This is a genomic window from uncultured Bacteroides sp., assembly GCF_902491285.1.
GTDB lineage: Bacteria > Bacteroidota > Bacteroidia > Bacteroidales > Bacteroidaceae > Bacteroides.
This window is the reverse complement of record NZ_CABUHK010000040.1, coordinates 23,997-49,774: the sequence shown is the minus strand read 5'-3', so window position 1 is coordinate 49,774 and position 25,778 is coordinate 23,997. Positions and strand designations below refer to the sequence as shown.

General features: G+C 43.1%; 15 protein-coding genes. 8 read left to right on the top strand and 7 right to left on the bottom strand.

What is annotated here, in order from left to right; translation table 11 throughout:
- From RDN93_RS11910 to RDN93_RS11900, 3 genes are all read left to right on the top strand, one after another.
- The coding region (locus RDN93_RS11910; protein WP_308745741.1) for a nucleoside hydrolase at positions 1 to 1,620 on the top strand (1,620 nt) is incomplete at its 5' end.
- 10 nt (positions 1,621 to 1,630) lie between these two features.
- Positions 1,631 to 2,635, top strand: coding sequence for a GRP family sugar transporter (locus tag RDN93_RS11905; RefSeq protein WP_308745740.1), 1,005 nt, complete (start codon positions 1,631 to 1,633; stop codon positions 2,633 to 2,635).
- Between the two features lie 2 nt (positions 2,636 to 2,637).
- Positions 2,638 to 4,587, top strand: a complete 1,950-nt coding sequence (locus tag RDN93_RS11900; protein WP_308745739.1) for a glycoside hydrolase family 97 protein — start codon at positions 2,638 to 2,640, stop codon at positions 4,585 to 4,587.
- Positions 4,588 to 4,663: 76 nt separating this feature from the next.
- Here the strand turns inward: RDN93_RS11900 and RDN93_RS11895 are convergent, their stop codons facing one another.
- The 3 genes from RDN93_RS11895 to ahpC all read right to left on the bottom strand — a co-directional run bounded on the left by RDN93_RS11895 (position 4,664) and on the right by ahpC (position 8,825).
- Positions 4,664 to 6,490, bottom strand: a complete 1,827-nt coding sequence (locus RDN93_RS11895; protein ID WP_308745738.1) for an endonuclease/exonuclease/phosphatase family protein — start codon at positions 6,488 to 6,490, stop codon at positions 4,664 to 4,666.
- A gap of 132 nt (positions 6,491 to 6,622) precedes the next feature.
- On the bottom strand, positions 6,623 to 8,173 hold the full coding sequence (gene ahpF, locus RDN93_RS11890; RefSeq protein WP_308745737.1) for an alkyl hydroperoxide reductase subunit F: 1,551 nt from the start codon (positions 8,171 to 8,173) through the stop codon (positions 6,623 to 6,625).
- A gap of 85 nt (positions 8,174 to 8,258) precedes the next feature.
- Positions 8,259 to 8,825, bottom strand: a complete 567-nt coding sequence (gene ahpC / locus RDN93_RS11885) for an alkyl hydroperoxide reductase subunit C (RefSeq protein ID WP_308745736.1) — start codon at positions 8,823 to 8,825, stop codon at positions 8,259 to 8,261.
- A 269-nt stretch (positions 8,826 to 9,094) separates the two neighbouring features.
- Between ahpC and RDN93_RS11880 the strand changes: the two genes are divergently transcribed.
- The 5 genes from RDN93_RS11880 (at position 9,095) to RDN93_RS11860 (ending at position 17,180) form a co-directional block, all read left to right on the top strand.
- Positions 9,095 to 9,619 carry an NUDIX domain-containing protein gene (locus RDN93_RS11880; RefSeq protein ID WP_308745743.1) on the top strand — a complete coding sequence of 175 codons (525 nt, stop codon included), beginning with the start codon at positions 9,095 to 9,097 and terminating at the stop codon, positions 9,617 to 9,619.
- Positions 9,620 to 9,713: 94 nt separating this feature from the next.
- Positions 9,714 to 11,261 carry an ATP-binding protein gene (locus RDN93_RS11875; RefSeq protein WP_308745735.1) on the top strand — a complete coding sequence of 516 codons (1,548 nt, stop codon included), beginning with the start codon at positions 9,714 to 9,716 and terminating at the stop codon, positions 11,259 to 11,261.
- Positions 11,262 to 12,193: 932 nt separating this feature from the next.
- Complete coding sequence (locus tag RDN93_RS11870; protein ID WP_308745734.1) at positions 12,194 to 12,397, top strand: hypothetical protein; 204 nt, start codon at positions 12,194 to 12,196, stop codon at positions 12,395 to 12,397.
- 23 nt (positions 12,398 to 12,420) lie between these two features.
- Positions 12,421 to 15,438, top strand: a complete 3,018-nt coding sequence (locus RDN93_RS11865; RefSeq protein WP_308745733.1) for a tetratricopeptide repeat protein — start codon at positions 12,421 to 12,423, stop codon at positions 15,436 to 15,438.
- 20 nt (positions 15,439 to 15,458) lie between these two features.
- Positions 15,459 to 17,180 (top strand): TonB-dependent receptor, encoded by a 1,722-nt coding sequence (locus RDN93_RS11860; protein WP_308745732.1) that lies wholly within the window; start codon positions 15,459 to 15,461, stop codon positions 17,178 to 17,180.
- A gap of 65 nt (positions 17,181 to 17,245) precedes the next feature.
- On the opposite strand, the gene RDN93_RS11855 is transcribed toward RDN93_RS11860, so the two are convergent.
- The 4 genes from RDN93_RS11855 to RDN93_RS11840 form a co-directional block, all read right to left on the bottom strand.
- Positions 17,246 to 19,246, bottom strand: a complete 2,001-nt coding sequence (locus RDN93_RS11855) for a glycoside hydrolase family 97 protein (protein ID WP_308745731.1) — start codon at positions 19,244 to 19,246, stop codon at positions 17,246 to 17,248.
- Positions 19,247 to 19,401: 155 nt separating this feature from the next.
- Positions 19,402 to 20,490, bottom strand: coding sequence for a hypothetical protein (locus RDN93_RS11850; RefSeq protein WP_308745730.1), 1,089 nt, complete (start codon positions 20,488 to 20,490; stop codon positions 19,402 to 19,404).
- Positions 20,491 to 20,499: 9 nt separating this feature from the next.
- The gene (locus tag RDN93_RS11845) at positions 20,500 to 22,695 is read right to left on the bottom strand and encodes a glycoside hydrolase family 3 N-terminal domain-containing protein (protein WP_308745729.1); all 2,196 of its coding nucleotides are present in this window, start codon (positions 22,693 to 22,695) and stop codon (positions 20,500 to 20,502) included.
- Positions 22,696 to 22,912: 217 nt separating this feature from the next.
- The gene (locus RDN93_RS11840; protein WP_308745728.1) at positions 22,913 to 25,759 is read right to left on the bottom strand and encodes a sugar-binding domain-containing protein; all 2,847 of its coding nucleotides are present in this window, start codon (positions 25,757 to 25,759) and stop codon (positions 22,913 to 22,915) included.
- Positions 25,760 to 25,778 lie beyond the last annotated feature (19 nt).

Genomic DNA, 25,778 nt, shown 5'->3' with positions numbered 1-25,778 from the left:
TTCAAATCTTTTGAAGAAGTGGTGGCAGATAAAGATACTCGGGAATATGTCATGGAACAGATCCGAAACTTGCATTGCAATCATTTAGGCGGAATCACCTGGGCAGACTTCAACGAACCGGAATTTCAGAAAAATGCAGAGATATTACAAAAAGCTATGGGGTACCGGTTCATTATCAATGAGTTCTCTTACCCGAAAGAAATAAAAACGGGAGCACAATTCCCTATTTCTTTCAAAGTTGTCAACACCGGCTCGTCTCCATTCTATTATAACTGGCCGGTAGAAGTAGCTTTACTAGACCCTGAAAGTCATCAAAAAGTGTGGGGAAAAATAGTAGAAGGAGTAAACATCTCCGAATGGATGCCCGGAGATAATTGGTCAATGGATGAACATAAATACCAGACGGCTCCGAAGACTTACCATATCCGGAAGAATATCTCTATTGACGTCCCCATTGCTAAAGGAAAATATATCCTGGCTTTAACGGTGCTCGATCCGGCCGGCATGCAACCTTCGCTCCGATTTGCCAATGAAAATTATTTCGAAGGCGGTTATCACCCAATGGGCTATATCGGCATTGATGAATCAGTTACCGAGACCCGTCTGAATCCGGATTTATTCTTCGACATTCAAAGCGACAAGTCTTTAAAATATCAATTCGAACGACCCGTTCCTGTGATATTCGACACGGATGTCGGCAATGACATTGACGACGTGCTGGCTATGCAAATGCTATTCAACTATGAGAAAGCCGGAACAATAGATCTGCTAGGTATCACAATCAGCAAGTCCAACCCTTATTCAATTGAATATATTGACGGATATTGCCGCCTCAACGAGAGGGGAGACATTCCATTGGGATATGCATACAACGGAGCTACTCCCGAAGACGGAGGTTATCTCCGCCAGACTTTGGATACCATTATTGAAGGCAATAAGATACTGTATCCTCAAAGAAGCATAAAAGACAATCTGCCGGAAGGATATAAGTTATTACGGAAATTACTGGCTTCACAACCAGATAATTCCGTGGTATTTATTGCCGTAGGACCGGAAACGAACCTTTCACGCCTGCTACGCTCAGAAGCCGACGAATACAGTCCTTTGGACGGCAAATCACTCGTTGCCCAAAAAGTGAAGCTGTTGTCCGTAATGGGAGGACTCTATGGGAACGAGTTCGATTTCCCCGAATGGAATCTAGTACAGGATATAAATGCCGCACAAACCGTATTCAGCGAATGGCCCACTCCGGTCATTGCAAGCGGCTGGGAACTAGGCAACAAATTGTTGTATCCGCATCAGAGTATCTTGAATGATTTCCCGAACGCTTACAAACATCCTCTTTGTGTATCTTACCAGATATATGACAAAATGCCATACGACAGGCAAACTTGGGATTTGACTTCTGTCATACAGGCCATAGAGCCGGAGAAGGATTATTTTGAACTGTCAACAAAAGGAACGATTACAATAGACAGTGCAGGACACAGTCTATTTAATGCGTCAGACAAAGGACAACATCAATATCTTATGATTCAAGGAAATGAGAATATTCAGAGAACATTAGGTGCCATTGTCCGCCAGGTGACAGGGAAAGAAGAAAAGAATATAAACCAATAAAGAAAGAGTCATGTTTATAGTCAATAGTTATACACTAGCCATTATCTTTTGCTTCATAACCATGATATGTTGGGGTTCCTGGGGTAACACCCAGAAACTGGCCAGCAAGAACTGGCGTTATGAGCTTTATTACTGGGATTATACAATCGGTATCTTATTATTTGCCTTACTTCTGGTTTTCACACTCGGAAGTTTCGGAGATTCGGGTAGAGGTTTTCTGGAAGATATCCGGCAAGTAGATACCAGATACATAGTCAGTGCCTTGATCGGAGGAATTATTTTCAATGCTTCCAACATCTTACTTTCAGCTTCGGTCTCCATAGCCGGAATGGCGGTTGCTTTTCCGTTGGGCGTAGGACTTGCCTTGGTCCTAGGTGTGTTCATCAACTATTTCAGCACTCCTAAAGGAGATCCGTTCTGGTTGTTTACTGGAGTAATCTTGATTGTTATCGCTATCATCTGCAATGGAATAGCGGCAGGCAGACAACAAAAAAAGGGAAATAATAATAGCAAGAAAGGGATTATTCTTGCGGCTATTGCCGGCATACTTATGTCTTTCTTCTACCGTTTTGTGGCTGCTGCCATGGACCTTAACAATTTTGACTCTCCGACTCCGGGCATGGCTACTCCATACACCGCTTTCTTTATATTCTCAATCGGTATCTTCCTGAGCAACTTCCTATTCAATACAGTTGTTATGAAACGCCCGTTTGTAGGAACTCCTGTAAGCTATAAAGAATATTTTGCAGGAAAAGCAAGCACACATCTGGTAGGTATCCTCGGAGGATGTATATGGGGATTGGGAACTGCTTTAAGCTATATAGCCGCAGGAAAAGCGGGAGCTGCCATCTCCTACGCTCTCGGTCAGGGAGCACCTATGATTGCCGCCTTATGGGGTGTATTTATCTGGAAAGAGTTCACCGGTAGTTCCAAATCAACCGACAGGCTTTTAGGAGTCATGTTTATCCTGTTCATCACAGGATTATCATTCATCGTTTTATCCGGAGGAAACTAATTATGAAAATGAACCATATTCTTTTCCTACTAACAGCAGCCTTCTGTTTTCCTTCGATAACAGTTGCTAAAATAATTGAGGCCGGTTCGCCGGACAAGAAAAATGTGATAACTATCGAGACTGACAATCAGGTCAGTTACAGCTTATCCCGGAATGGAACAAAGATTCTTGATACTTGCCCGCTCTCACTTACAGTCGGAAACGACATTTGGGGAACAGACAAATGTAGAAAGGTAACCCATAAAAGCATTTCGGAGAAAGTGGAATTTATTGTGCCGCGTAAATATAAAGAAGCAATGAATAGTTATAACCAGGTTGAGCTAATCTATAAAGACTATAAAATCGAATTCAGAGTCTACAATGACGGAGTGGCCTATCGTTTCGTAAGTACTGCGAACAATAAACAACCTGTAAAGAAAGAGTCTGTATCTTTCCGCTTCAGACAGGATCATACCTCATACACTCTTTTAACCGACCAGCTACAAAACTGGTTTGAGCAGGATTATACGGTAAAGCCGATCAATGCATTACCCAAAGACAGTTTCTCCGTAGCTCCTGTAATGGTTGAAGTAGACAAATACAAAGTATTATTAGCTGAAGCCAATCTCTATAATTATCCGGGAATGTACTTACAACCCGCCCAAGAATCCTTCCATGGCATTTTTGCCAATTATCCGGATAAGGAAGTGCCATACGAAGGGGATAATAAAATCTATGCCTCCACACGCAAAAACTATCTTATCCCCAACTGCGGGAAACGGGTCTTTCCATGGCGGGTGACCGGTATCTTCGACAATGCCTCTTCCATATTACAAAGCGAACTTATATATTTACTCTCCGAAGAGAAAGAACAATCTGCCGATTATACTTGGGTTAAACCCGGTAAGGTTTTATGGGATTGGTGGAATGACCGTAATATCTATCATATAAATTTCAAGAGCGGCATTAACACCGATACATATCTCTATCTGGTAGACTATGCAGCCAAACATCATATCGAATATGTTCTGATTGACGAAGGCTGGTCAGCACGTAACGATCTGTTAACCCTCAATCCCGATGTTGACATTCCGCGTATCTGTAAATATGCAACAGAAAAAGGAGTAGGTATCCAATTATGGTCAAAATGGGTGAACATTATACGGCAAATGGATGAGGCTTTTGCACAATTCAGCAAATGGGGAGTGAAGGGAGTCAAAATAGACTTTATGGACCGTAATGACGCCAAAATGGTTAACTTCTACGAACAAGTAGCCGTTAAAGCCACTCAATACAAATTATTAGTAGACTTTCACGGTTCTTACCCCAACGAAGGCATGAGGCGCAAATATCCGAACTTGATGACACGTGAAGGCGTGATAGGGTTGGAGTATAATAAATGGAGTAAGAGAGCCACAGTTACACATGATGTAATCATCCCTTACCTGCGTATGTGGGTAGGTCCAATGGACTATACTCCCGGAGCTATGCTTAACGCACATCCGGAAACATTCTATGAAAATCAACATGAACCGATGAGCCAAGGCACACGTAGCCACCAGTTAGCAATGTATGTAGTCTACGAAAGCCCATTGCAAATGATTTCAGACAGTCCGACTAAATATGACGAGAATCTCCGGAGTTTCGAATTTATCAAAAGTATTCCTACGACCTGGGACGAGACAGTCCCTCTGGAGGGAGAAGTAGGTGAATATATCGCTCTTGCACGCCGGCATGGCGATACATGGTATATCGGAGTAATCAACGGAGCTGCCCCACGGCATATTGAGATTGATTTATCATTCATAGGAAACGGCCCGAAGAAAATAAAAGCGCATATAGACGGAGTAAATGCCGGACAACAGGCGAAAGACTCACAAATAATAGAACAAATAATCAAGAACAATGAAAAACTGCCCATAGATATGAGCAGAGGAGGAGGATATACAGGTATTATTCATATAGAGAAGTAACATTTTACGGTTACTCAACAAAGCAGGCTGCCTCTTTATATCGAGACAGCCTGCCTTTATTTTATTCCCAATCGTTTCAGACGGTAATATCCAGTAAAATCTTTCCTTTTGCGTTCAGAACTTTCACTCTCAGTTCGTCTTTTTTCTTTTCCAGAATCATCACCGTAGCGCCATCCATTTTATACCCGCCACCGATAATAACCGGATAATTGTTGCCCAGCTCACCTTTCGGATGATAAGCATATTTATGAGTATGTGCATTCAGACTGATATTGAAAGGTGCCTTCTCCAGTACTTTAGTCCACAAGTCGGCACAGAGATTCACTCCATCATTGCCATAAAGTGGAATATGGTGAATAAGAACACGTTTCTTGGCTTTTTTGAATTCTTTGGCAGACAGTTCTTTTTTCAGGAAATCCACTTGTTCATTACGCAATTGGGTAAAATCATTCAGACCATAATACACCCAATGAGAGTCCAGTTTGTCTTCTCCGCAGTCCAGCATAACGATACGGGTATCTCCCCAGTCAAAAGAACCGTAAGTCTTGTTTCCTACATAGTCATAGTGGTCACGCAGACCGATAGAATAGGCATTTCGTATTTCATGGTTACCACGCATAAAAAAAGTTGGTATGCGGTCGCCACGGACACCTTCGGTAAGTTCGCTGATAAAAGTGGTTGCCTGATTATGGTCAACAGGGTCGTCTACACAATCACCGTTGAAAACAACGAAGTCATAGTCGATATCCTGTATTTGCTTGCACAGGGCACGGAAAGTTTTAGTATGCTGATGCAAGTCATTAAAAACAATGGCAGTAAAAGAATCCGCATCTATTTCCGGAAGGGTAAACTCACTGAAAGACGACTGTGCCGTATTGCCGAACACTTTTTTATACGCCTGATAAAGTAGTATTTCTTGTGAGCATACACGGTAATAATATTTCTGACCGGGTTGCAAACCGTCTATGCGTATTTTGTGCAAGTAGTTATTGCAAACCACCTGTCCGTCTACGATTGTACGCGCACGTTTCAGTTGAGTAGTGTCCGTTCCATATTCTACCCAGCAATAAGCAGGTACAGTAGTTTCCCACATTACAGTTATGCCATTACCTACCGGATTCTGCAAATAAGGTTTAGTGCGAAATATTTTATTTTCCTTTTCAGCAGTCCGGAGTTCTACTAATATAGGACGATGGTCGGAAGCCATAGGTTCATGCAACACCTGCGCAGATATAAGAGCAAAACCGTTTGCATTGGATTTTAATGTCGCAATATAGTCTATCGTTTCCTTTGGCTCAGGAGCCGGATAAGTATGCTGTTTGGGATTGGAAAGAATCTGAAAATCCTTTTGCAGCTCTTTAATAAAGTCGGATTCAGGTTCGGCATTCATATCTCCGGCCAGGAAAAGAGGCTTTTTATAAGGAGTAGTAAACGATTTCACAATCTTCAATGATTCCATTCGGTCTTCTTCCGTCAGCGACATATGAGTGCAACAATAAATATAATCTTCAAACTCTGCGAGAATCAGGGCACGTACTTCTTCTCTTCCCGGCAAGGGGATAGTTTGCAGACGCACTGGAACTTGCCTGGTCAGTAACCCGATTCCATATTTTCCACCATCATAATCGATAGCAGGTGCAAAGTAAGCATGCATTTGTGTGCGTTCGGCAATTTCACCTAAGACATACTTCTGTCCGCTCCGGTTCGTCATGCTGTCCACTTCCTGTATAGCCACCACATCGGGAGAAGCGTTGTTTATCACATTCGCTACACGCTGGAAATCACAGACATCATCCATGCCATTTGCATTTTTGATATTGTAGGTCATCAGTTTTAATGTATTCTGAGCCTGTAACGGAAAAATAAATAGAGTAGCAATAATTAATAAAAGATTCTTTTTCATGTTTCTCATTTTGGGGGTTAATGTTAAGCGGCTCAAAGGTAGTGAAAAAACAAAAAGCCGCAAAGATATGTGTCCATACCTTTACAGCTTTTACCATGAATTGCTTGTGTGTGTCTATTATATCTGCACGTTTCAAATAACGCCCCGCACTCTGTCATCAAAAGCGGAAAGCGCAGCTTTCGCCCCTTCTCCCATAGAGATAATGATTTGCTTATAAGGTACGGTCGAAACATCTCCGGCTGCATAGATACCTGTCACGTTAGTTCGACAGTGCGCATCAATCACAATCTCACCCGGACGATTGGTTTCCACCACTTCGCGGAATGCGCTGCTATTGGCAGAAAGCCCGATTTGCACAAATACTCCGTCGAGTTCCACCAGACGTTCTTCCTCCGTTTTACGGTCCTTGATACGTAGAGCAGTCAGTTTATCACCGTTTCCTACCACTTCGGTAGTTTGTGAGCTGACAAAGACTTCTACGTTCGGCAATGTTTTAAGCCGTTCCTGAAGTACATTATCTGCCTTCAGTTCATCCATAAATTCAAAGACGGTAACTTTAGAGCAGATACCAGCCAAATCTATTGCCGCTTCGATTCCTGAATTTCCACCGCCAATTACCGCTACGTGCTTTCCTTTATAGAACGGACCGTCACAGTGAGGACAGAAAGCAACACCACGACCGATATACTCCGCTTCTCCCAAAACATTCAGCCTACGCCAGCTTGCGCCGGTCGCAATAATCAATGCCGGAGCCAGGAACTTTTCACCGACAGAAGTAGTTACCTGTTTCTGCTTTCCAAGTATTTCTACTTTCTCCACTTTACGATGCTCCAACAAATCCACCGGATAACGCAGTAAATGAGTTTTCAGATTATCAGCCAGCTCATTTCCTGTTGTTTCGGGTACAGAGATTAAATTCTCGATACCGACAGTTTCCTTCACTTGTCCGCCGACACGTTCGGCTACGATAGCTACACGCAATCCTTTACGAGCCGAATAAATGGCTGCCGATACTCCCGCAGGACCTCCTCCGGCAACAATCACATCATATTCTTTTACCTCAGCCACCGCTTTAGTTTCATCAACACCGTATTGTCCTTCCAATTTCGCAAGCAGCTCGCCAAATTCGCCGCGACCTACATGCAGCAGTTTACCATCTGCAAATACGGAAGGAACTCCCTGTATCTTCAACGCGTCTACTTCGTCCTGATAAAGCGCACCGTCTACCATCTCATGGGTGATGGAAGGATTCAGCGTTGTCATCGCATTCAAAGCCTGCACGACATCAGGGCAGTTCGTACAAGTCAGCGAGACGTAAGTTACCAAATGTATCGGGCCTTTCAATGCTTTAACCCGGTTGCAGACAGCCTCATCGGGGAAGTTCTTTCCTTTACCGTCCAGATTCAAGATAGCCAACAATAACGAAGTAAACTCGTGCCCGTTGGGGATTCCCCGGAAAGTGATTCCTGTACGGTCACCGTTCTTCAATAAAGTAAACTCGAGTCCGCTTCCTTCATTCACTACACAAGTGATATGGTCGGAACAGTCCGCTACATCTCCCAGCAGTTCAACCAGTTCAGTTCTGTTTTCGTGACTGGATGATACGGATATATCAAAAGTAAAGTTCGCCTCCAGTCCGGCAAAGATACCCTTCAATTGTTCTTTTAATGCAGATTCTAACATACCTGTTCTCCTTTCGTTTTTTGAGAAGAAAGGCCGGCAGCGTTTCCCGTTACCGGCCTTCCATAATCATCATTATCAAGATCTATCAAATCTTACCTACCAGGTCGATGCTTGGCTTCAGAGTAGATTCACCCTTCTTCCATTTGGCCGGACAAACTTCTCCGTCATGGCTGGCTACAAACTGTGCAGCTTCCACCTTACGAAGCAATTCGCTCGCATCACGGCCAATGTTGTTATCATTCAGTTCTACCACTTTAATCTTTCCTTCCGGATTGACTACGAATGTACCGCGGTATGCCATACCCTCTTCTTCGATATATACTCCGAGTGCACGACACAGAGCGCCTGTCGGGTCTGCCAACATCGGGTATTGAATCTTGCGGATACTTTCAGAAGCATCATGCCAAGCTTTGTGTACGAAGTGAGAGTCAGTACTTACCGAGTAGATTTCTACGCCCATCGCTTTGAACTGCTCGTACTTTTCAGCCATATCCACCAATTCAGTAGGACATACGAAAGTAAAGTCGGCAGGATAGAAGAACAGAATCGCCCATTTACCTTTCAGGTCATTGTTGGTTACAGTCTTGAAAGCTCCGTTTTGAAAAGCCTGAACACTGAATTCAGGAAGCTGAGAATTTAAAATTGGTTCCATAATCTTTATTGCTTTTATTGTTATTAATTGATTTGACTTATAACATCAGAAACTTCGTTTTGTTTCTTGTTTCTGATGCAAAGATAAGGGGCGGGTAACTGCCCTGCAAAGAAAGTCCAATCGAATAATTCTATGCGCTGATAGATGAAATTTATCATTCAACTTCCGGACAGATGTTGAATGATTCGTAGGCTGGAGCAATGTCCATCCGATATTTTTTATAATTTTGCGTACGGAAACATACTAATTGAAACCAGCTATATATGATTATGAAACATCCTCTTGACCAATTCCTATATTGCCCCGAATGTGGTTCTTCGCATTTCGAGGTCAACAATGAAAAATCCAAGAAATGTGCCGACTGCGGCTTTGTCTACTACTTCAATCCATCCGCCGCTACCGTGGCGCTGATTCTGAATGAAAAGAATGAGCTGTTAGTCTGCCGTCGTGCCAAAGAGCCCGCCAAAGGGACGCTCGACCTTCCCGGCGGCTTTATTGATATGGATGAAACAGGTGAAGAAGGCGTGAGCAGAGAAGTGCTGGAAGAAACAGGGTTGAAGGTCGAGAAAGCGACCTATCAGTTCTCTCTGCCGAACATCTATATCTATTCCGGTTTTCCTGTCCATACACTCGACATGTTCTTTCTCTGCACCGTAAAAGATATGAGCCATTTCTCGGCAATGGATGATGTGGCAGATTCTTTCTTCCTGCCTTTATCGGAGATACGTCCGGAAGATTTCGGGTTGGATTCCATCCGGCGGGGACTTATACGGTTTCTGCACCGGCATAGCTAACCACAGGATTTACAAAACTTTCGGTTTGCAAATTACGTTCTAAGTGGAAAAAGGTGTATCTTTGTAACATTAGAACTCTAAATCTATCCTAGTCATGAGCAAGATTTACCCCATCGGAATACAGAACTTTGAGAAGATTCGCAGAGACGGATACTTCTACATTGATAAAACCGCCTTAGTCTATCAAATGGTAAAGACAGGCAGCTACTTCTTCCTGAGCCGCCCGCGCCGCTTTGGGAAAAGCTTGTTAGTGTCTACCCTCGAAGCCTACTTTGAAGGCAAGCGCGAACTCTTTGAAGGACTCGCGATAGAGAAACTGGAAAAAGACTGGACAAAGCATCCGATATTGCACATAGACCTCAATACCGAAAAGTATGAAAATCTGGAAAGTCTGGAAAATATTCTGAACGATACTCTTTACAAATGGGAAAAGGTGTACGGCACTGAACCTTCTGAAACCTCGTTGCCTCTCCGCTTCAAGGGTATCATCCGCCGTGCTTATGAGCAGACCGGAAATCGTGTTGCCATTTTTGTTGATGAATATGACAAACCCATGCTGCAAGCTATCGGCAACGAAGAACTGCAAAAAGCTTTCCGCAACACTTTGCAAGCTTTTTACGGAGCTATCAAAACGATGGACGGCTACATAAAGTTCGCCTTTCTGACAGGTGTCACCAAGTTTGGCAAAGTAAGTGTATTCAGCGCGTTAAACAATCTGATAGATTTATCTATGGACGAGCGTTATGCAGCAATATGCGGTATGACGGAAAAAGAAATCCATGACAATCTGGAAGAAGACCTGCTCGAACTTGCCGACAAACAGAAAATGAGTTATGAAGAAGTATGCCGTGAATTAAAGACGTGTTATGATGGGTATCATTTCGTCGAAAATTCTGTCGGCATATACAATCCGTTCAGCGTGCTTAATACATTCTTCAAAATGAAGTTCGGCAGTTACTGGTTTGAAACAGGAACACCGACTTATCTGGTGGAATTATTAAAAGCCCATCACTATGACCTGCACTGTATGGCGAATGTAGAAACCGATGCGGACATACTGAACAGTGTCGATTCGGCTTCGACCAATCCTATTCCTGTGATTTATCAAAGTGGATATCTCACTATAAAGAAATTCGATCAGGAATTTGCTATTTATCAGTTAGGTTTTCCAAATCGCGAGGTAGAAGAAGGGTTTATGAAATTTTTGTTGCCTTTCTATGCAAATACAGATAAGGTTGAATCACCTTTTCAGATTCAGAAATTCGTTCGCGAAGTGCGCAGTGGCGATTATGAATCTTTTTTCCGCCGCCTGCAAAGCTTCTTTGCCGATACCCCCTATGAGTTAATACGCGACCAGGAATTACATTATCAAAATGTACTGTTCATCGTTTTCAAGCTTATCGGTTTCTATGTAAAGGCAGAGTACCACACATCGCAAGGCCGCATCGACCTCGTGCTGCAAACCGATGAGTTTATATATGTAATGGAATTTAAACTGGAAGGCAGTGCCGAAGAAGCTCTCAGACAAATAAACGAAAAGAATTATGCGCAGCCTTTTGCAGCCGACCCTCGTAAGTTATTCAAGATAGGGATTAACTTCAGCAGCCAGACAAGGAATATTGAAAGGTGGATTGTAGAATAATACAAGAGTTGGGAAAGTGAAGTACAAGAACGAGACAGAAGAAGTACAAGACTTTAACAAGTGAAGTAGACGAATCAGATAGAAGAAGTACTTAGTTTAAATCCGAACAGGCTCTTTTGATAGCTTTTATCCCATCCAACAAAAAGTAATCAAAGCCGCTTTCAGCTTTCAATTTCCTCTGCAATCCCCTATTCATCGGCGTTCCGGCTGAAAGCACTCATAAAAGTATCCTTTCAGCCTTCAGCTTCTCAAAAGCTCACCAAAATTAATAAATAAATTAAACACATGCATCTATACTAATATATTGGCTTATAACCAACATATTGGACATATAGATCCACCGTACTGTATATATATTGCCACCATGGTGTACATATATAGCCACCACAATGGATATATATACCCATTAAACAGCTTGATGTCTGCGCTGTGCATGTATCTATTCTATACCCAGCCCATACCTTTTCTGAGCACTGGGCATATCGAATTCGCCCCACGGTTCAGAGGTTCTGTTCCCACGGATTAGCACCTTTGTTCCCGCACATCAGAGCCTCTAATCTATAAGAACAGAGATTCTGATGTATGGGAACAAAGCCTGTATTTTTATTAAACAGAGCCTCTGTTTTTGCAAAATCGGGAAACTGAAAGCAAAACAAGGTGATTTCAGCAGGTGCTTTCAGCCAGAACACCGATGAATAGGGAATTACAGAGAAAACTGAAAGCTGAAAGCGGAGAAGTTGATGAAAAGTTGGGTTTAACCCAAAACCTATAAAAAGACCATTTAAAACCAAGGCACACAATCAGCCCATAATCTTAAATAAGTATATTATGCCACTCAAAATGAGAAGGATAGCATGACTTTCATTATCTTTGTAATCGTCATTAATTTAATGACCATTAAATTAACCGCCATTAAGAATAAAGCCTGCAGTATGAAATTTTATGACCGAAAGAAAGAAATAGCGATAAATCTGATAGCCCTCAACCGATTCAATAAAACCGCCCTTATCGGAGAAGTAAAAAGAACCCCCAGAAAAATAAGCATTTCCGTGTTGGAAAAGAAGAGCGAAACTTTACATAAAGAATTAAATGATTATAAAATAACTTTCAAAGGATTGTCTTTGGAAGATATGTAGTACTTTTGCATAAATACCCGATTATGAAAAAAGAAATTACCAGACTCATTTGTGCGGCTATCTGCTGCGCACCCATTATAGGATTTGCCCAGACAGGTGACAAGTTCACCTCGACTGACAACCTTTATAAAGAAGGAAAAGAACTTTTCCAGGAAAAGAATTATGCCGCTGCCCTGCCGGCACTGAAGGCATTTGTAAAACAAAAGCCAACAGCCAACCTTCTTCAGGATGCGGAGTATATGCTGGTCAGCTCGGCATACGAATTGAACGACAAGAACCGTATCGAACTGCTCCGCAAATATCTCGACCGTTATCCTGATACGCCTTACGCCAATCGAATTTATTCATTGTTGGCTTCCTGCTATTTCTACGAAGGAAAGTACAATGAAGCGATGGCGCTCTTTAATTCTACCGACCTCGATTTGCTCGGCAATGAAGAACGGGACGACCGCACGTATCAATTGGCTACCTGCTATCTGAAAACTGATAATTTGAGAGAAGCAGCCATCTGGTTTGAAACTCTCCGCGCCAACAGCCCCAAATATGCAAAAGATTGCGATTACTACATTTCTTATATCCGTTACACACAGAAACGCTATAACGAAGCATTGAAAGGTTTCCTTCCGCTACAAGACAATCCGAAATACAAGGCACTCGTTCCTTATTATATTGCCGAGATTTATGTACAGCTCAAAAACTATGATAAGGCACAGATTGTAGCACAGAATTATCTGTCGGCTTATCCGAACAATGAACACGCGGCAGAGATGTACCGTATCCTCGGAGATGCTTATTACCACTTCGGGCAATATCACAAAGCGGTAGAATCATTCAATGAATATTTGAATAAAGACCATTCGGCTCCCCGCCGGGATGCTCTTTATATGTTGGGACTTTCTTACTACCAGACGAAAGTCTATTCCAAAGCAGCCGAAACACTCGGTAAAGTGACAACTACCAATGATGCGCTTACACAGAATGCTTACCTGCATATGGGGCTCTCCTATCTGCAACTGGCAGAAAAAAACAAAGCCCGCATGGCTTTTGAACAGGCGGCAGCGTCCAACGCCAATATGCAAATAAAAGAACAGGCGGCTTACAACTACGCACTCTGCCTGCATGAGACTTCTTTCTCCGCTTTTGGTGAATCTGTTACCGCTTTCGAGAAGTTCCTGAACGAATTTCCGACTTCACCTTATGCTGAAAAAGTCAGCAGCTATCTGGTGGAAGTTTACATGAATACCCGTAGCTACGATGCGGCTTTGAAATCAATAGACCGGATTGCCAAACCAAGTGCGCAGATACTGGAAGCCAAACAGAAGATACTGTTCCAATTAGGTACGCAATCCTTTGCAAACGCTGACTTCGAACAGGCTCTGAAATATCTGAATCAGTCCATCGCCATCGGACAATACAATCGTCAGACAAAAGCAGACGCTTACTACTGGTGCGGAGAATCTTATTATCGCCTCAACCGGATGATGGAAGCCGCGCGTGACTTCAACGCTTATCTGCAACTGACCACCCAGCCCAATAACGAAATGTATGCGCTGGCTAATTATAACCTGGCATATATCGCTTTCCACCGGAAAGACTATACACAGGCAAGCAATTACTTCCAGAAATACGTCCAACTGGAGAAAGGTGAAAATACAACGGCTTTAGCCGACGCATACAACCGTATCGGTGACTGCCACTTGCATGTGCGCAACTTCGAGGAAGCCAAACATTACTATTCGCAAGCAGAACAGATGAATACTCCTTCCGGGGATTATTCTTTCTATCAACTGGCGCTTGTATCCGGTCTACAGAAAGATTATACCGGTAAGATTACTTTGCTGAATCGGCTGGTGGGAAAATATCCCGCTTCTCCTTATGCCGTGAATGCTATTTACGAGAAAGGACGGTCTTATGTATTGATGGATAATAACAGTCAGGCAATCACTTCTTTCAAGGAGTTGCTGAACAAATATCCCGAAAGCCCGGTCAGCCGGAAAGCAGCAGCGGAAATCGGCTTGCTGTATTATCAGAAGGGTGATTACAATCAGGCTATTGAAGCCTATAAGCAGGTCATCGAGAAATATCCGGGCAGTGAAGAAGCCCGTATGGCCATGCGTGATTTAAAGTCGATTTATGTAGACTTGAACCGCATAGACGAATTTGCAGCTTTGGCTAATGCCATGCCGGGACATATCCGCTTCGATGCCAACGAACAGGATTCACTGACCTATGCCGCCGCAGAAAAAATTTATATGCGGGGACGGATGGAAGAGGCAAAGACAAGTCTCAACAAATACTTGCAGACTTTCCCGGAAGGGGCTTTCAGCCTGAATGCACATTATTATCTTTGCCTGATTGGGAACGAACAGAAAAACTATGATATGATTCTTCTCCACTCCGGAAAGCTACTGGAATATCCGAATAATCCATTTGCGGAAGAAGCTCTTATCCTGCGTGCCGAAGTGCAGTTCAACCAACAACAGACGGCAGAAGCATTAGCTAGTTATAAGATGCTGAAAGAGAAAGCGACTAACGTAGAACGTCGCCAGCTTGCTGAAACGGGGATACTCCGCTGCGCCTTCCTGTTGAGGGATGATATTGAAACCATCCATGCTGCTACCGACTTACTGGCAGAAGCCAAACTCAGTCCTGAACTGAGAAATGAAGCTCTTTATTATCGTGCTAAGGCTTATGTCAAACAAAAGGCGGACAAGAAAGCGATGGATGACTTCCGTGAATTAGCAAAGGATACTCGTAATCCATACGGTGCCGAAGCTAAATATCTAGTTGCACAGTCATTGTATGACGCGAAAGAATATGCTGCCGCGGAAAAAGAACTGCTCAACTACATAGAACAAAGCACGCCGCACGCTTATTGGCTGGCACGTAGCTTCGTCCTTTTGTCCGATGTGTATGCCGCTATGGGCAAGGACCTCGACGCACGCCAGTATCTATTGAGCCTGCAACAAAATTACCAAGGCAACGACGACATAAAAAGTATGATTGAAAGCAGACTCGCTAAGTTGAAAGGTGAAAATTGAGAATTAAAAAATAGAAAAGTATGAAACGATCTCTTTATATAATAGGCGGACTTACATTGGCGATTTCCATGCCGTCCGGCCTTCAAGCCCAAACTACCCAGCCCAAGGATACGACCATGAATCGTACCGTTGTTGTGGAACAAGAATATAACCCGGATATTATGGATGCTTCGAAAGTAAACGTCCTGCCCAAAGTGGAAGAACCGACGGTAAGCAAGAAAGAAGTGGAATATGCTACGACTTTCTTTCCGGCAACTTCTGTCCCGGCGGGTCTGATGAATCCTTATACCGGAAAAGAAATCCAGCCGGGAAGCACTCCCGGATATGTGCGTGCCGGATACGGTAATTTAGGCAATCTGGATATTCTTGCCAATTATTTATTCCGTCTCTCGGATAAAGACAAACTGAATGTACGTTTCCAGATGGACGGAATGGACGGAAAGTTGACTCTTCCCTTCACAGACAACGAAAAATGGAACGCTTTCTATTATCGTACACGTGCAAACGTGGATTACACACACCAATTCAACAAATTGGATTTGAATGTTGCCGGAAACTTCGGTCTGAGCAACTTCAATCTCAAACCGGGAAGTGTAAACAGCAAACAGAAATTCACTTCCGGTGACTTTCATGCAGGTATTCATTTTATCGACGAAACTGCACCGCTCCGTTTCAATGCCGAAACGAATCTGTTGATGTATGAACGTCAGCATAACATGATTAATGATAATGAAGCCAATACAGCTCTTAAAGAAACAATCATACGTACCAAAGGCGATGTCACGGGAGCTATCGGTGACCAACAATCGGTGACTATCGCTTTGGAGATGAATAATCTTCTGTATAGCGGATATACAAAGAATATCTCTACTGGAGACGAATATTTCAAGAATTATACAACGCTTCTTCTGAATCCTTATTACGAACTGGATAACGATGACTGGAAATTACACATCGGAGCCAATGTAGACTTATCTTTCGGATTCGACAAATCTTTCCGCGTTTCACCGGATATTACTGCACAGTATATCTTCTCCGACAGCTATGTGCTTTACGCAAAAGCAACAGGTGGCAAGCAACTGAATGATTTCCGAAGATTGGAGAATGTCTGTCCTTACGGAGAACTGCCGGGGGCGAATACCACTGCTACTTTGGGATATGTACAACGTCCTTATGACACTTACGAGCAGATCAATGGCAGCGTCGGATTTAAAGCAAGCCCTTATCCGGGAGTTTGGTTCAATGTGTATGGCGGTTATCAGAACTTGAAGAATGATTTATCCTATTTGGGTTTCGACGATTCAACTGTCCCTCGCATTGAATATCTTGGTTTCGCCCAAGATAATACGGACAATTTCTACCTCGGCGGCGAAATCAGCTACGATTACAAAGACATTCTGGGAATATCAGCCAAATATACCTATCGTAATTGGGATAGCAAAAATGAAAAGGCATTATTGGTGGTAAAGCCTGTCAGTGAAATGTCCTTCAATGTACGTATTCATCCGATTTCCGCTCTTAATGTGAATCTCGGTTATGATTATATCAGCCGGGAAGAAGTAGAAGATTATCTCAAAATGACTGCAATCAACGATTTGCATATCGGAGCCAGCTACAATGTGTTCAAAGGAGTATCCGTTTATGCACAAGTACACAATCTACTGAATAAGAAATATCAATATTATCTAGGCTATCCTGCCGAAGGATTCAATTTCTTAGGGGGATTGAGTTTCCGGTTCTAAAAAATAAAGGGGCGTTTCCTATTTTCGGATAACGCCCCTTTATCAAACCAAAATTCAAACTTCAACTATTTTGTTATCTTCACCACAAAACCACCACCGGGCGCCATGTGAAGTTTCAATTTCCTATCTGCCGATACCCGAACCACTTCCCGCTTATAGTCTTTTCCTACACGGTCGGCATTGATGCCGTCTTTGAATATTTCAGCGTTAAATTCACCTTTCCCCAAGAAAGATAAATTAACTTCAACATCACGTGCATTCCAGTCGGTCAGCCCACCTACATACCAGATACCGTCTTTCTGACGAGCCATAACAATATGCTCACCCACTTTGCCACTAATAGGAAGCGTCTGATCCCATACGGTAGGAATAGAAGCAATAAACTTCGTACATTCTTCTTCTTTCATATAGTTGGTAGGAGCATCACATAGCATATTAATAGGAGAATCGAAGATTGTGTAGAGTGCCAACTGGCGGCAACGGGTCCCCTGACTCATCGGTTCCGTATATACCGCATGGAAGTTTTTCATAATCACGTTGTTCATTGCTCCCTGTGTATAGTCCATTGGTCCGGCTACCATACGGATGAAAGGTACGGTTACGTCATAAATCACCTGATCCGTACCCGGTTCCGCCCATTTCAGTTCTTCCAGTCCATGAACCCCTTCAAAGTTGATAGTGTTCGGATAAGTACGCTGAAGACCGGTCGGTTTGAATGTACCGTGCAGGTCAATCAATAGTTTATATTTCGCTCCGGTTTCGGCTGCCTTACGATTGAATTCAACGACGTGCTGGTCGTCACGATCCATAAAGTCAATCTTGAAGCCCTTAATTCCCATAGCTGCATAATGCTTGCATACACGGTCCATATCCTTCTCGAAAGCGCGATAACCGGCCCATAATATCAAATCCACATTCTTACTTTTCGCATAGCTGACTAATTCTTCCAAATCAATTTCAGGGATAACTTGGAACAAATCCGCTTTACCCGGAACTGCCCAACCTTCATCCAATATCACATATTCGATGCCGAACCTGGAAGCGAAATCAATGTAATATTTATAGGTCTCATTATTGATTCCTGCACGAAAATCCACGTTATAGATATTCCAGTCATTCCACCAATCCCAGGCAACCTTACCCGGTTTAATCCATGAAAAATCGGTGAATTGAGCCGGAGTAGCCAGTTTATATACCATATCATTGCACAACAGTTCAGTGTCATTCTTTGATATGACCATCACACGCCAGGGAAAAGCGGTAGCTCCCTCTACTTTGGCAATATAAGGTTCACGGGATTTCACTACGCCTTTGAGCCCACGTACTTCGTCCACCACTTTCTTAGGATAAGCGGCAAAAGTGCCTTCCAAAGAGAAACCGGAATCCCCATGCTTTACGTACATACCCGGATAATCCAATAAATCGGCCTCGGTAATACAGATTTTCTTTTGATTCGCTCCCTCTACCAAAACCGGCAAGAAGGCAATCTGCTCTTTGTTCCACGCAGACAAAGTTGTCTCTACATACGTATTTTGGAAAGAACTGTAAAAAGGATCTTTCTTGCCCTCGTTCATTCTTCCTTTCGGAGAAGCCACGAATATTTTCGGGTCATTCGGGAAACTGAAAACTGCCTGTTCGCTTTCTACCATAAACGGCTTTTTCAGATTAGAAACAAAACGATAGGCGGCACCGTCTTCGTATGCTCTGAATACCAGGCTATATCCACCCTTAAAGTCAATCGTCAGTTCATTGAACCTATCTTCGATTGATTTCTTTTTGTAGACAGGCGGGTAAATCGTTTCATTCACCGATCGCCTGCTGACTTTCCTGACTTTCGGATTCACGCCGAAAGCTGTTCCGTCCGTCAGTTTCATGGAGACAGGAGAGTGGTCTATCATCACATCTCCTTCGTGGAGAACAGAGTATTCAACGTCCTTATCATTTACACTCACATTCACCTGCACCCTACCGGATGCATCCTTCAGTTCATACATTTTTTGTGCACAAACGGTCAAAGGTGCGACAGCCATTAGAACCGGCAAAAGTCTTCTCATCATACGTTTCATAAACTAATACTTTTTATATCTTACATTCTTTTTATTTACATCTTAATAATGTTGCGACTTACGGATAAGGACAAAAGACGAATATAACAGAAAGAAATTCCTGTTAAGAAAGTGTTCTAAAAGCCCTTTCCACCTACACCTGTTACATTGTCCGTTTAGAAATCAATTGTCACCTGATAGGTATCCTTATTCTCAAAGAAAGTTTGTTGCACCTCATACTCCGGAAGCCATACATACTTCTTCTCTCCTTTATATTCCGCCTCGAGCAGGAAAGTGAACCAGCGATTGTAAGGCAACTTGTCAGTGTGTAAAGGCGGAGCCGGTTTATCATATAAGTCAGGAACGTCAGTAATCATATATTCTCCCTTTTTATCCGTCTCATAAGTACGATAGGGAGTTGCAATCAAGTCATTGAACTTTGCACGCGAACCGTACAGGTTTAATTTCACTCCCTTCTTCTTTTTGCCTTTTACCGTTACAGATACCTGAATATTTTCAGGAAACATCTGTTTGAAAAAGCCGGGAAAGTCACGGCTTGGACGTTTGGACTTTGCTGTATAATTAATGATATTGACAGCATAGGGACTCCATTTATACGTCTTATAATGACTATTCATAACACAAGAGTCCGGTTCATATTGCAAATTGTTCACCGGATTGTTTTTCGCCCGGATTCTGTCAGCATATAAATCCGTCACTCCACGATAGTGTCCGAACTCATGTGCCACTCCTCTATGAAAATAGTCGATTCCGAACAAATCTTCATGTTCCGTTTTACTACGGCCACGGCAAACAACCACACTCAGATTGTCCGCACCACCGCTACAATACCAACCTTTTGCACTTTCTTCATCATCAAAATCGAGTATGGAGTCAATAATCAACAGTACGTCATGGTCAGGAAAGCCTGCGCTCTTCTTATAGACATTCTCCAACTGTCGGGAAGAGCAATCGTAGATTACCTGCAAATCAGGAACATAACGAAAGTAATACTTGAGACGTCCCTCCCCTGCCTTATTCCAGAAGTCATTTACCTGTCCGAAGAAAGCGTTCAGTTTCTCCTGATAGGCTTCCTTTCCGCCCCAATGCTCTACTCCGGCTTTATCGACGGCAATAAAGACCCGATATTCAATCGTATCCAACGGTTGTTGAGTTACCTCCCCCTGCATTGTTTTCGCATCCAGCCCTAAGAAAGAAGGCAGTAATGCAGGAACGAGCAACCATTTCTTCCAGTTGTTTTTCATATTTGTTATTTAGTTAAGTGTGTATTTAATTTCTTGCAGGTCACGGCTATTTCCACCGACCATAAAAGTAAAGTCTCCCTTCTCAACCACAAACTTCATCTGATTATTGTAGAAGCCGAGTTGTTCATCTTTCACATCAAACGTTACCGTCCTGCTTTCACCCACTTTCAGCTTAATCTTATCGAATCCCTTTAACTCTTTGATAGGACGGGTAATCGAAGCTACTTCATCACGGACATACAACTGGACAACTTCTTCTCCTTCATACGTTCCTGTATTCTTCACAGTTACAGCTACACGCGCATAAGTATTTCCATTCCCCGGAAGCAGCTTCACATCCGAATACTCGAAAGTGGTATATGACAGACCATAGCCGAACGGATAAGCCGGTTCGGTCGGAATATCAATGTATTTCGCACACCAGCCGCCCAATGCAGTAGGGCGTCCGGTACTCTTATACTGATAGTACAGAGGAATCTGCCCGTTATGCTGCGGGAAAGTCATCGGGAGTTTTCCTGAAGGATTGTAATCCCCGAACAATACATTACAAATAGCATTGCCGGCCTCGCTTCCCAACCACCAGGTGCATAAGATAGCAGGAGCATCCCGGCGCACTTCATTGAAAATGACAGGACGGCCGCACATCATCAATACAACCACAGGTTTGCCTGTCTTTACAAGTTCGGAAACCAGCCTTTGTTGTTCCGAAGAAATAGAGATATCCCCCTTTGAGCGCATCTCTCCACTCTCCCATGCCTGTTCGCCCATCGCTATCACAACTACATCCGACTGGCGGGCAGCAGCCAATGTCTGTTCCAGATTCACAATCTGATTCTTTTTCAAGTCGTATCCGTCATTATAATTGACAGTTACCCCCCGCTTTTCCATTGCCTCATACAAAGTAACTACCTTACTCACCTCGGCACAAGACCATGCGCCACACATATCTTTCTGTGATTTAGCCAATGCACCAACTAAAGCCACTTTCTTAACGGAAGGAGAAAGCGGAAGGACAGCGCCTTCATTCTTCAAAAGTACAACGGAACGTTCAGCCACATAACACGCTTCCTTACGTGATTCTTCCGAACCAATCACCGTACGCTCTCTTTCCTCATCGCAATAACGGAACGGATCATCAAATAATCCCAGCTTATATTTCTGTTCAAGAATACGTCTGACTGCATCATCCACCAGTTTCACTGAGACTTTGCCTTCTTTTACCAGGGAAACCAAATTCTTTGAATAACATTCACTTACCATTTCCATATCCAGACCGGCTTTTATGCCTTTATAAGCAGCCTCTTTTTCGTCTTTCGCATAACGGTGGTTTATCATTTCTCCTACCGATCCCCAATCGGAGACTACGAATCCTTTGAATCCCCATTGATTTTTCAGAAGTTCTCTCAACAAGAAACTACTCCCGGTAGCCGGTTCGTTATTAAAATCATTGAATGCGCTCATAAATGTGGCGGCACCCGCCTCAACCCCGGCTTTATAAGGCGGCATATAGAAATTGGCGAACTGTCCCATTGACATATCCACGCTATTGTAGTCTTTTCCCGCAGTAGAAGCTCCATATCCCGCAAAATGCTTGATACAAGAAAGAATCGTGTTTTCTTTCGACAAATCATCTCCCTGCAAACCGTGTACACGTGCCTTAGCCACCAGTGAACCATAATAAGGGTCTTCTCCTGCTCCTTCCATAACACGCCCCCAACGGGCATCCCAACCAATATCCACCATCGGAGCAAAAGTCCAGTGCAATCCGGCAGCCGACGCTTCCTTCGCCGCACACCTCGAACCTCTTTCTATGGCATCCAAGTCGAAACTTGCAGCCTCAGCCAAAGGCAACGGAAAACCTGTACGGAAACCATGAATAACATCCAACCCGAAAATCAAAGGAATCCGCAGGCGTGATTTCATCGCAGCCTCCTGATATTTGCGGGTGTTGGCAGCACCGGATACGTTCAACAGGGAGCCTATCAAGCCTTTGCTTATGTCTTCCGTACGGCTAATGCGCGTATTATCGGGTCCTGTGGCAAAGCCACCGGAACATTGGCTCAACTGTCCCACCTTCTCTTCCAGTGTCATCTTCTTCATCAGACCGGACACAAAACGGTTCATCTTACTCTCGTCTGTCTGACCTTGCGCCGCACTAGTCAGCACAAAAATCATCATACACAAATATGCTATCAGTTTCTTCATGGTTTTATAGTAATAATTTGTTCGCTTTCTTTTAGTTTGTTCATAACTAGTATTGATTCATCACAAAGATAGCCGCTCGGTAAATTCATCAAGGCGAATTGCGTACAAAAGGACAATAATATTGTAAACCGCTCTTTTTTTCGCCTTTCCGGACCTTACAGTAAAACATACCAGTCTGTTTTTCGCCTGAACTTATACGATTTTAGCCTTCAAACATCTAGTCGTACGAGATATTATTCAGCACTTTAATTCCTTCCTTTTGTGCACCTGCCACAAACAAATTCTTAAAAGACTCTGTTGAAACAGATGTGGCAGGCTTAAATTCCGGAGAGTTCATATATTTCAGCAAACTGGCGTAGAATTGCAACCCTTCGGGAGTATTGCGTGCAGTCTCCAAATCAGCCATGCAGACTAACAGTTTACCGCCACCAACATTCAATTCGAATACCAAGCCCAGTTTATGATTACGCTCAACATTGTCAATCACTTGCACAATAGGACGGTATTCTTCTGGCATATTGTCCAAAATCAGCGGATAACTATTCTTGATTATCGGATACCACTGCCAGTTTGTATGGAAATCCGTTGGGAAGTCATTAAACAGGGCATGTTCAGGATTAGTCAAGATTCCTAATGTACCCGGCGATGCAGGTTTCTTAATACGGTCACATATACTTTTGAACATACGATAATTCCAATAATCAGTTTGAAAGAGTCCGCCTACTGTTACTTCCTTACAATCCCCTTTGCCCGGCATCAGCAAAACTTTTCCACCTTGTTTCAGAGCACTCAACACCTCATCCGTTAATTGACGGGCAACGACTATACCCTCCGTATTCAACTGCTTCTTTACCGGATATATCCATAAAGGATAAGTATTGCGATACGAAGTTCCGGCAATCTTCAAGGATAATTCCGCTTTATATGCTTTTTCAAGATTGGGTAATGTGAGACGAATCGTACCGGCAGTTAGCAATCCCAAACCGGAAGGAACAGGCATTTTACCTTTACCGAGCAACCGCTTTCCTGTTTTCAACTCCCACGACACACTTTTTCCTTTCAATGAATGTTCTCCATAATTAGCTATTTCAATATTACCTTCAAAGATTTCCTGTCCGGTCCAGCAGAACTTAGCTGTTGTCAGCAAAGGAACAACCTCACAACAAAATTCTCTCCATTTCTTCGGTTCAATCAATCCTTTACTGTCCATGAACGCATCCAAGATTCCGACATAAGCCGAACCTTGCCCCGGATAATCCTGCAAATCGAGTAACTGGAAACCTGCCATTCGTTCAGAGCGCAAATTCATCTCAATATCTGCCCGATAAAGTTCCACAGACCATGCACCGGATGCTTTAAAGAAATCATCAGCCTGTTCCAGCATACCCGCTTTCTTCAATCGGTCACGAAAGACTTCAAAGTTCCAAGGTGCCAATACACCTGTATATTTTTTCATTTCTTCATAATCCGGATAAGTCTGAAACTGCCCCGTTTCATGTCCTATCACCGGAACGGGAGACTTCTCTAAAGCTGCGTCAAAATTCATCACCGAGTTAGGATAGGTATTATTCAGATAACCTCCCTCTGCCGCATCTGCAAAAGAAAAAGATGCACGGGCATGTGTTGAATATCCCTCACCGCTACCTACACGGCAGGTTACTAAGAAATCTTCTCCCGGAATATGCCCTTTCGACCCTAAAAAGATATTCGAGCCATAAGTATAAAGATGTCTCGGTTCTATCGAACGGAAGCGGTTCACGAAATCTTTCATCACATTAATATCTCCCCCCAACTCATTTCCTAATGCAAAAAGAACGAAGGAAGCATGATTGCTATACTCACGCATGATATTTTCACCGTCTTTCATCAGGAAGTCCATTAGTTCGGCTGATTCTTTCTTGAAACCTCCCCAAATAGGTAGTTCCGGTTGCAAATAAACTCCTTCCAAATCAGCAGCTTCAAAACAAGCGGCAGGCGGACACCATGAATGAAAACGACAGTGGTTCAAGCCATACTCTTTACAGATTCTGAAATAACGACGCCATTGTTCCAAGTCCATTGCCGTATATCCGGTCAATGGAAATACACAGGCGTCATGCTTTCCTCTAAGAAAAGTCTTTGCTCCATTGATAGTGAAATGAGTCTGCTCCGCCTTAAAATCACGCAATCCAAAACGGACAGTCCGTTCGTCAATGCCATTGATTTCTGCCTTTAGCTGATACAAAGCCGGTTGAAGATCGCTCCAAAGCAATGCTTTACTGCCTAATTGATAAACAAACTCATATTCCTTACAGCCCTCTTTCAGAGCATATTCCGTAGCCTTTACTTTATGCTTTCTGGAAGAATTAAACGCAGCAGCCGACAGGCGGATTTGTTTTCCGTTGATACCATACTCTTTCGATAATGTGATTTTCACTTTTACAGAACGGTCTGCCACCGAAGGGAAAGTTTGAATGGATTCTATAAACAACGGATTCATTGCCTGCAACTCTATCCGTCCAATAATACCATTCCAATTGGTCTGTGTAGACTCCGTACAAGCATGTGAACTCGAACGAATCTGTTTAGGAATACTTTTTCCGTTATCAATGCGAATGGTCAGTTTATGTGAACCGGGAGTCAGGAAATGAGTCAAGTCATATTCCTGTGGGGTAGATAAATAATTATTCTTGCCCACTTCCTGACCGTCGATCCATACAGTTGACGGGCGGGTACGTTCCAAGAACAGCACGATATGCTTTCCTTCCCAACTGGCAGGTATCTCTATATTCCTGCTATACCATGCAACACCCTCGTATTTATAATATCTGGATAAATAAGTTGTTTCCGATTTATTGGTATTGGCAATCCCTTTCTTATTAGAGTCAGTTGTGCCAGGCAAAATTACAGTTTCCACCAATCGATTCTTCCACCATTGTTCCAAGTCACCTTTCCCGTCCGGGTCAAGCGCAAATTCCCAATTTCCACGCAAATCAACAACTTCACGCAAACACTGAGAAGTATTCGCCCATAGTGTCAATCCCGACAACAATAAACAGTAACCAAGTAATGCCAATCTCTTCATAGTACAAGTATTTTTTCTA

Bases quoted from the DNA above. Each gene is read 5' to 3' on its own strand.
- RDN93_RS11905 (WP_308745740.1), top strand. From the start codon at position 1,631: ATGTTTATAGTCAATAGTTATACACTAGCCATTATCTTTTGCTTCATA.
- RDN93_RS11900 (WP_308745739.1), top strand. From the start codon at position 2,638: ATGAAAATGAACCATATTCTTTTCCTACTAACAGCAGCCTTCTGTTTT.
- RDN93_RS11895 (WP_308745738.1), bottom strand. From the start codon at position 6,490: ATGAAAAAGAATCTTTTATTAATTATTGCTACTCTATTTATTTTTCCG.
- ahpF (WP_308745737.1), bottom strand. From the start codon at position 8,173: ATGTTAGAATCTGCATTAAAAGAACAATTGAAGGGTATCTTTGCCGGA.
- ahpC (WP_308745736.1), bottom strand. From the start codon at position 8,825: ATGGAACCAATTTTAAATTCTCAGCTTCCTGAATTCAGTGTTCAGGCT.
- RDN93_RS11880 (WP_308745743.1), top strand. From the start codon at position 9,095: ATGAAACATCCTCTTGACCAATTCCTATATTGCCCCGAATGTGGTTCT.
- RDN93_RS11875 (WP_308745735.1), top strand. From the start codon at position 9,714: ATGAGCAAGATTTACCCCATCGGAATACAGAACTTTGAGAAGATTCGC.
- RDN93_RS11870 (WP_308745734.1), top strand. From the start codon at position 12,194: ATGAAATTTTATGACCGAAAGAAAGAAATAGCGATAAATCTGATAGCC.
- RDN93_RS11865 (WP_308745733.1), top strand. From the start codon at position 12,421: ATGAAAAAAGAAATTACCAGACTCATTTGTGCGGCTATCTGCTGCGCA.
- RDN93_RS11860 (WP_308745732.1), top strand. From the start codon at position 15,459: ATGAAACGATCTCTTTATATAATAGGCGGACTTACATTGGCGATTTCC.
- RDN93_RS11855 (WP_308745731.1), bottom strand. From the start codon at position 19,246: ATGAAACGTATGATGAGAAGACTTTTGCCGGTTCTAATGGCTGTCGCA.
- RDN93_RS11850 (WP_308745730.1), bottom strand. From the start codon at position 20,490: ATGAAAAACAACTGGAAGAAATGGTTGCTCGTTCCTGCATTACTGCCT.
- RDN93_RS11845 (WP_308745729.1), bottom strand. From the start codon at position 22,695: ATGAAGAAACTGATAGCATATTTGTGTATGATGATTTTTGTGCTGACT.
- RDN93_RS11840 (WP_308745728.1), bottom strand. From the start codon at position 25,759: ATGAAGAGATTGGCATTACTTGGTTACTGTTTATTGTTGTCGGGATTG.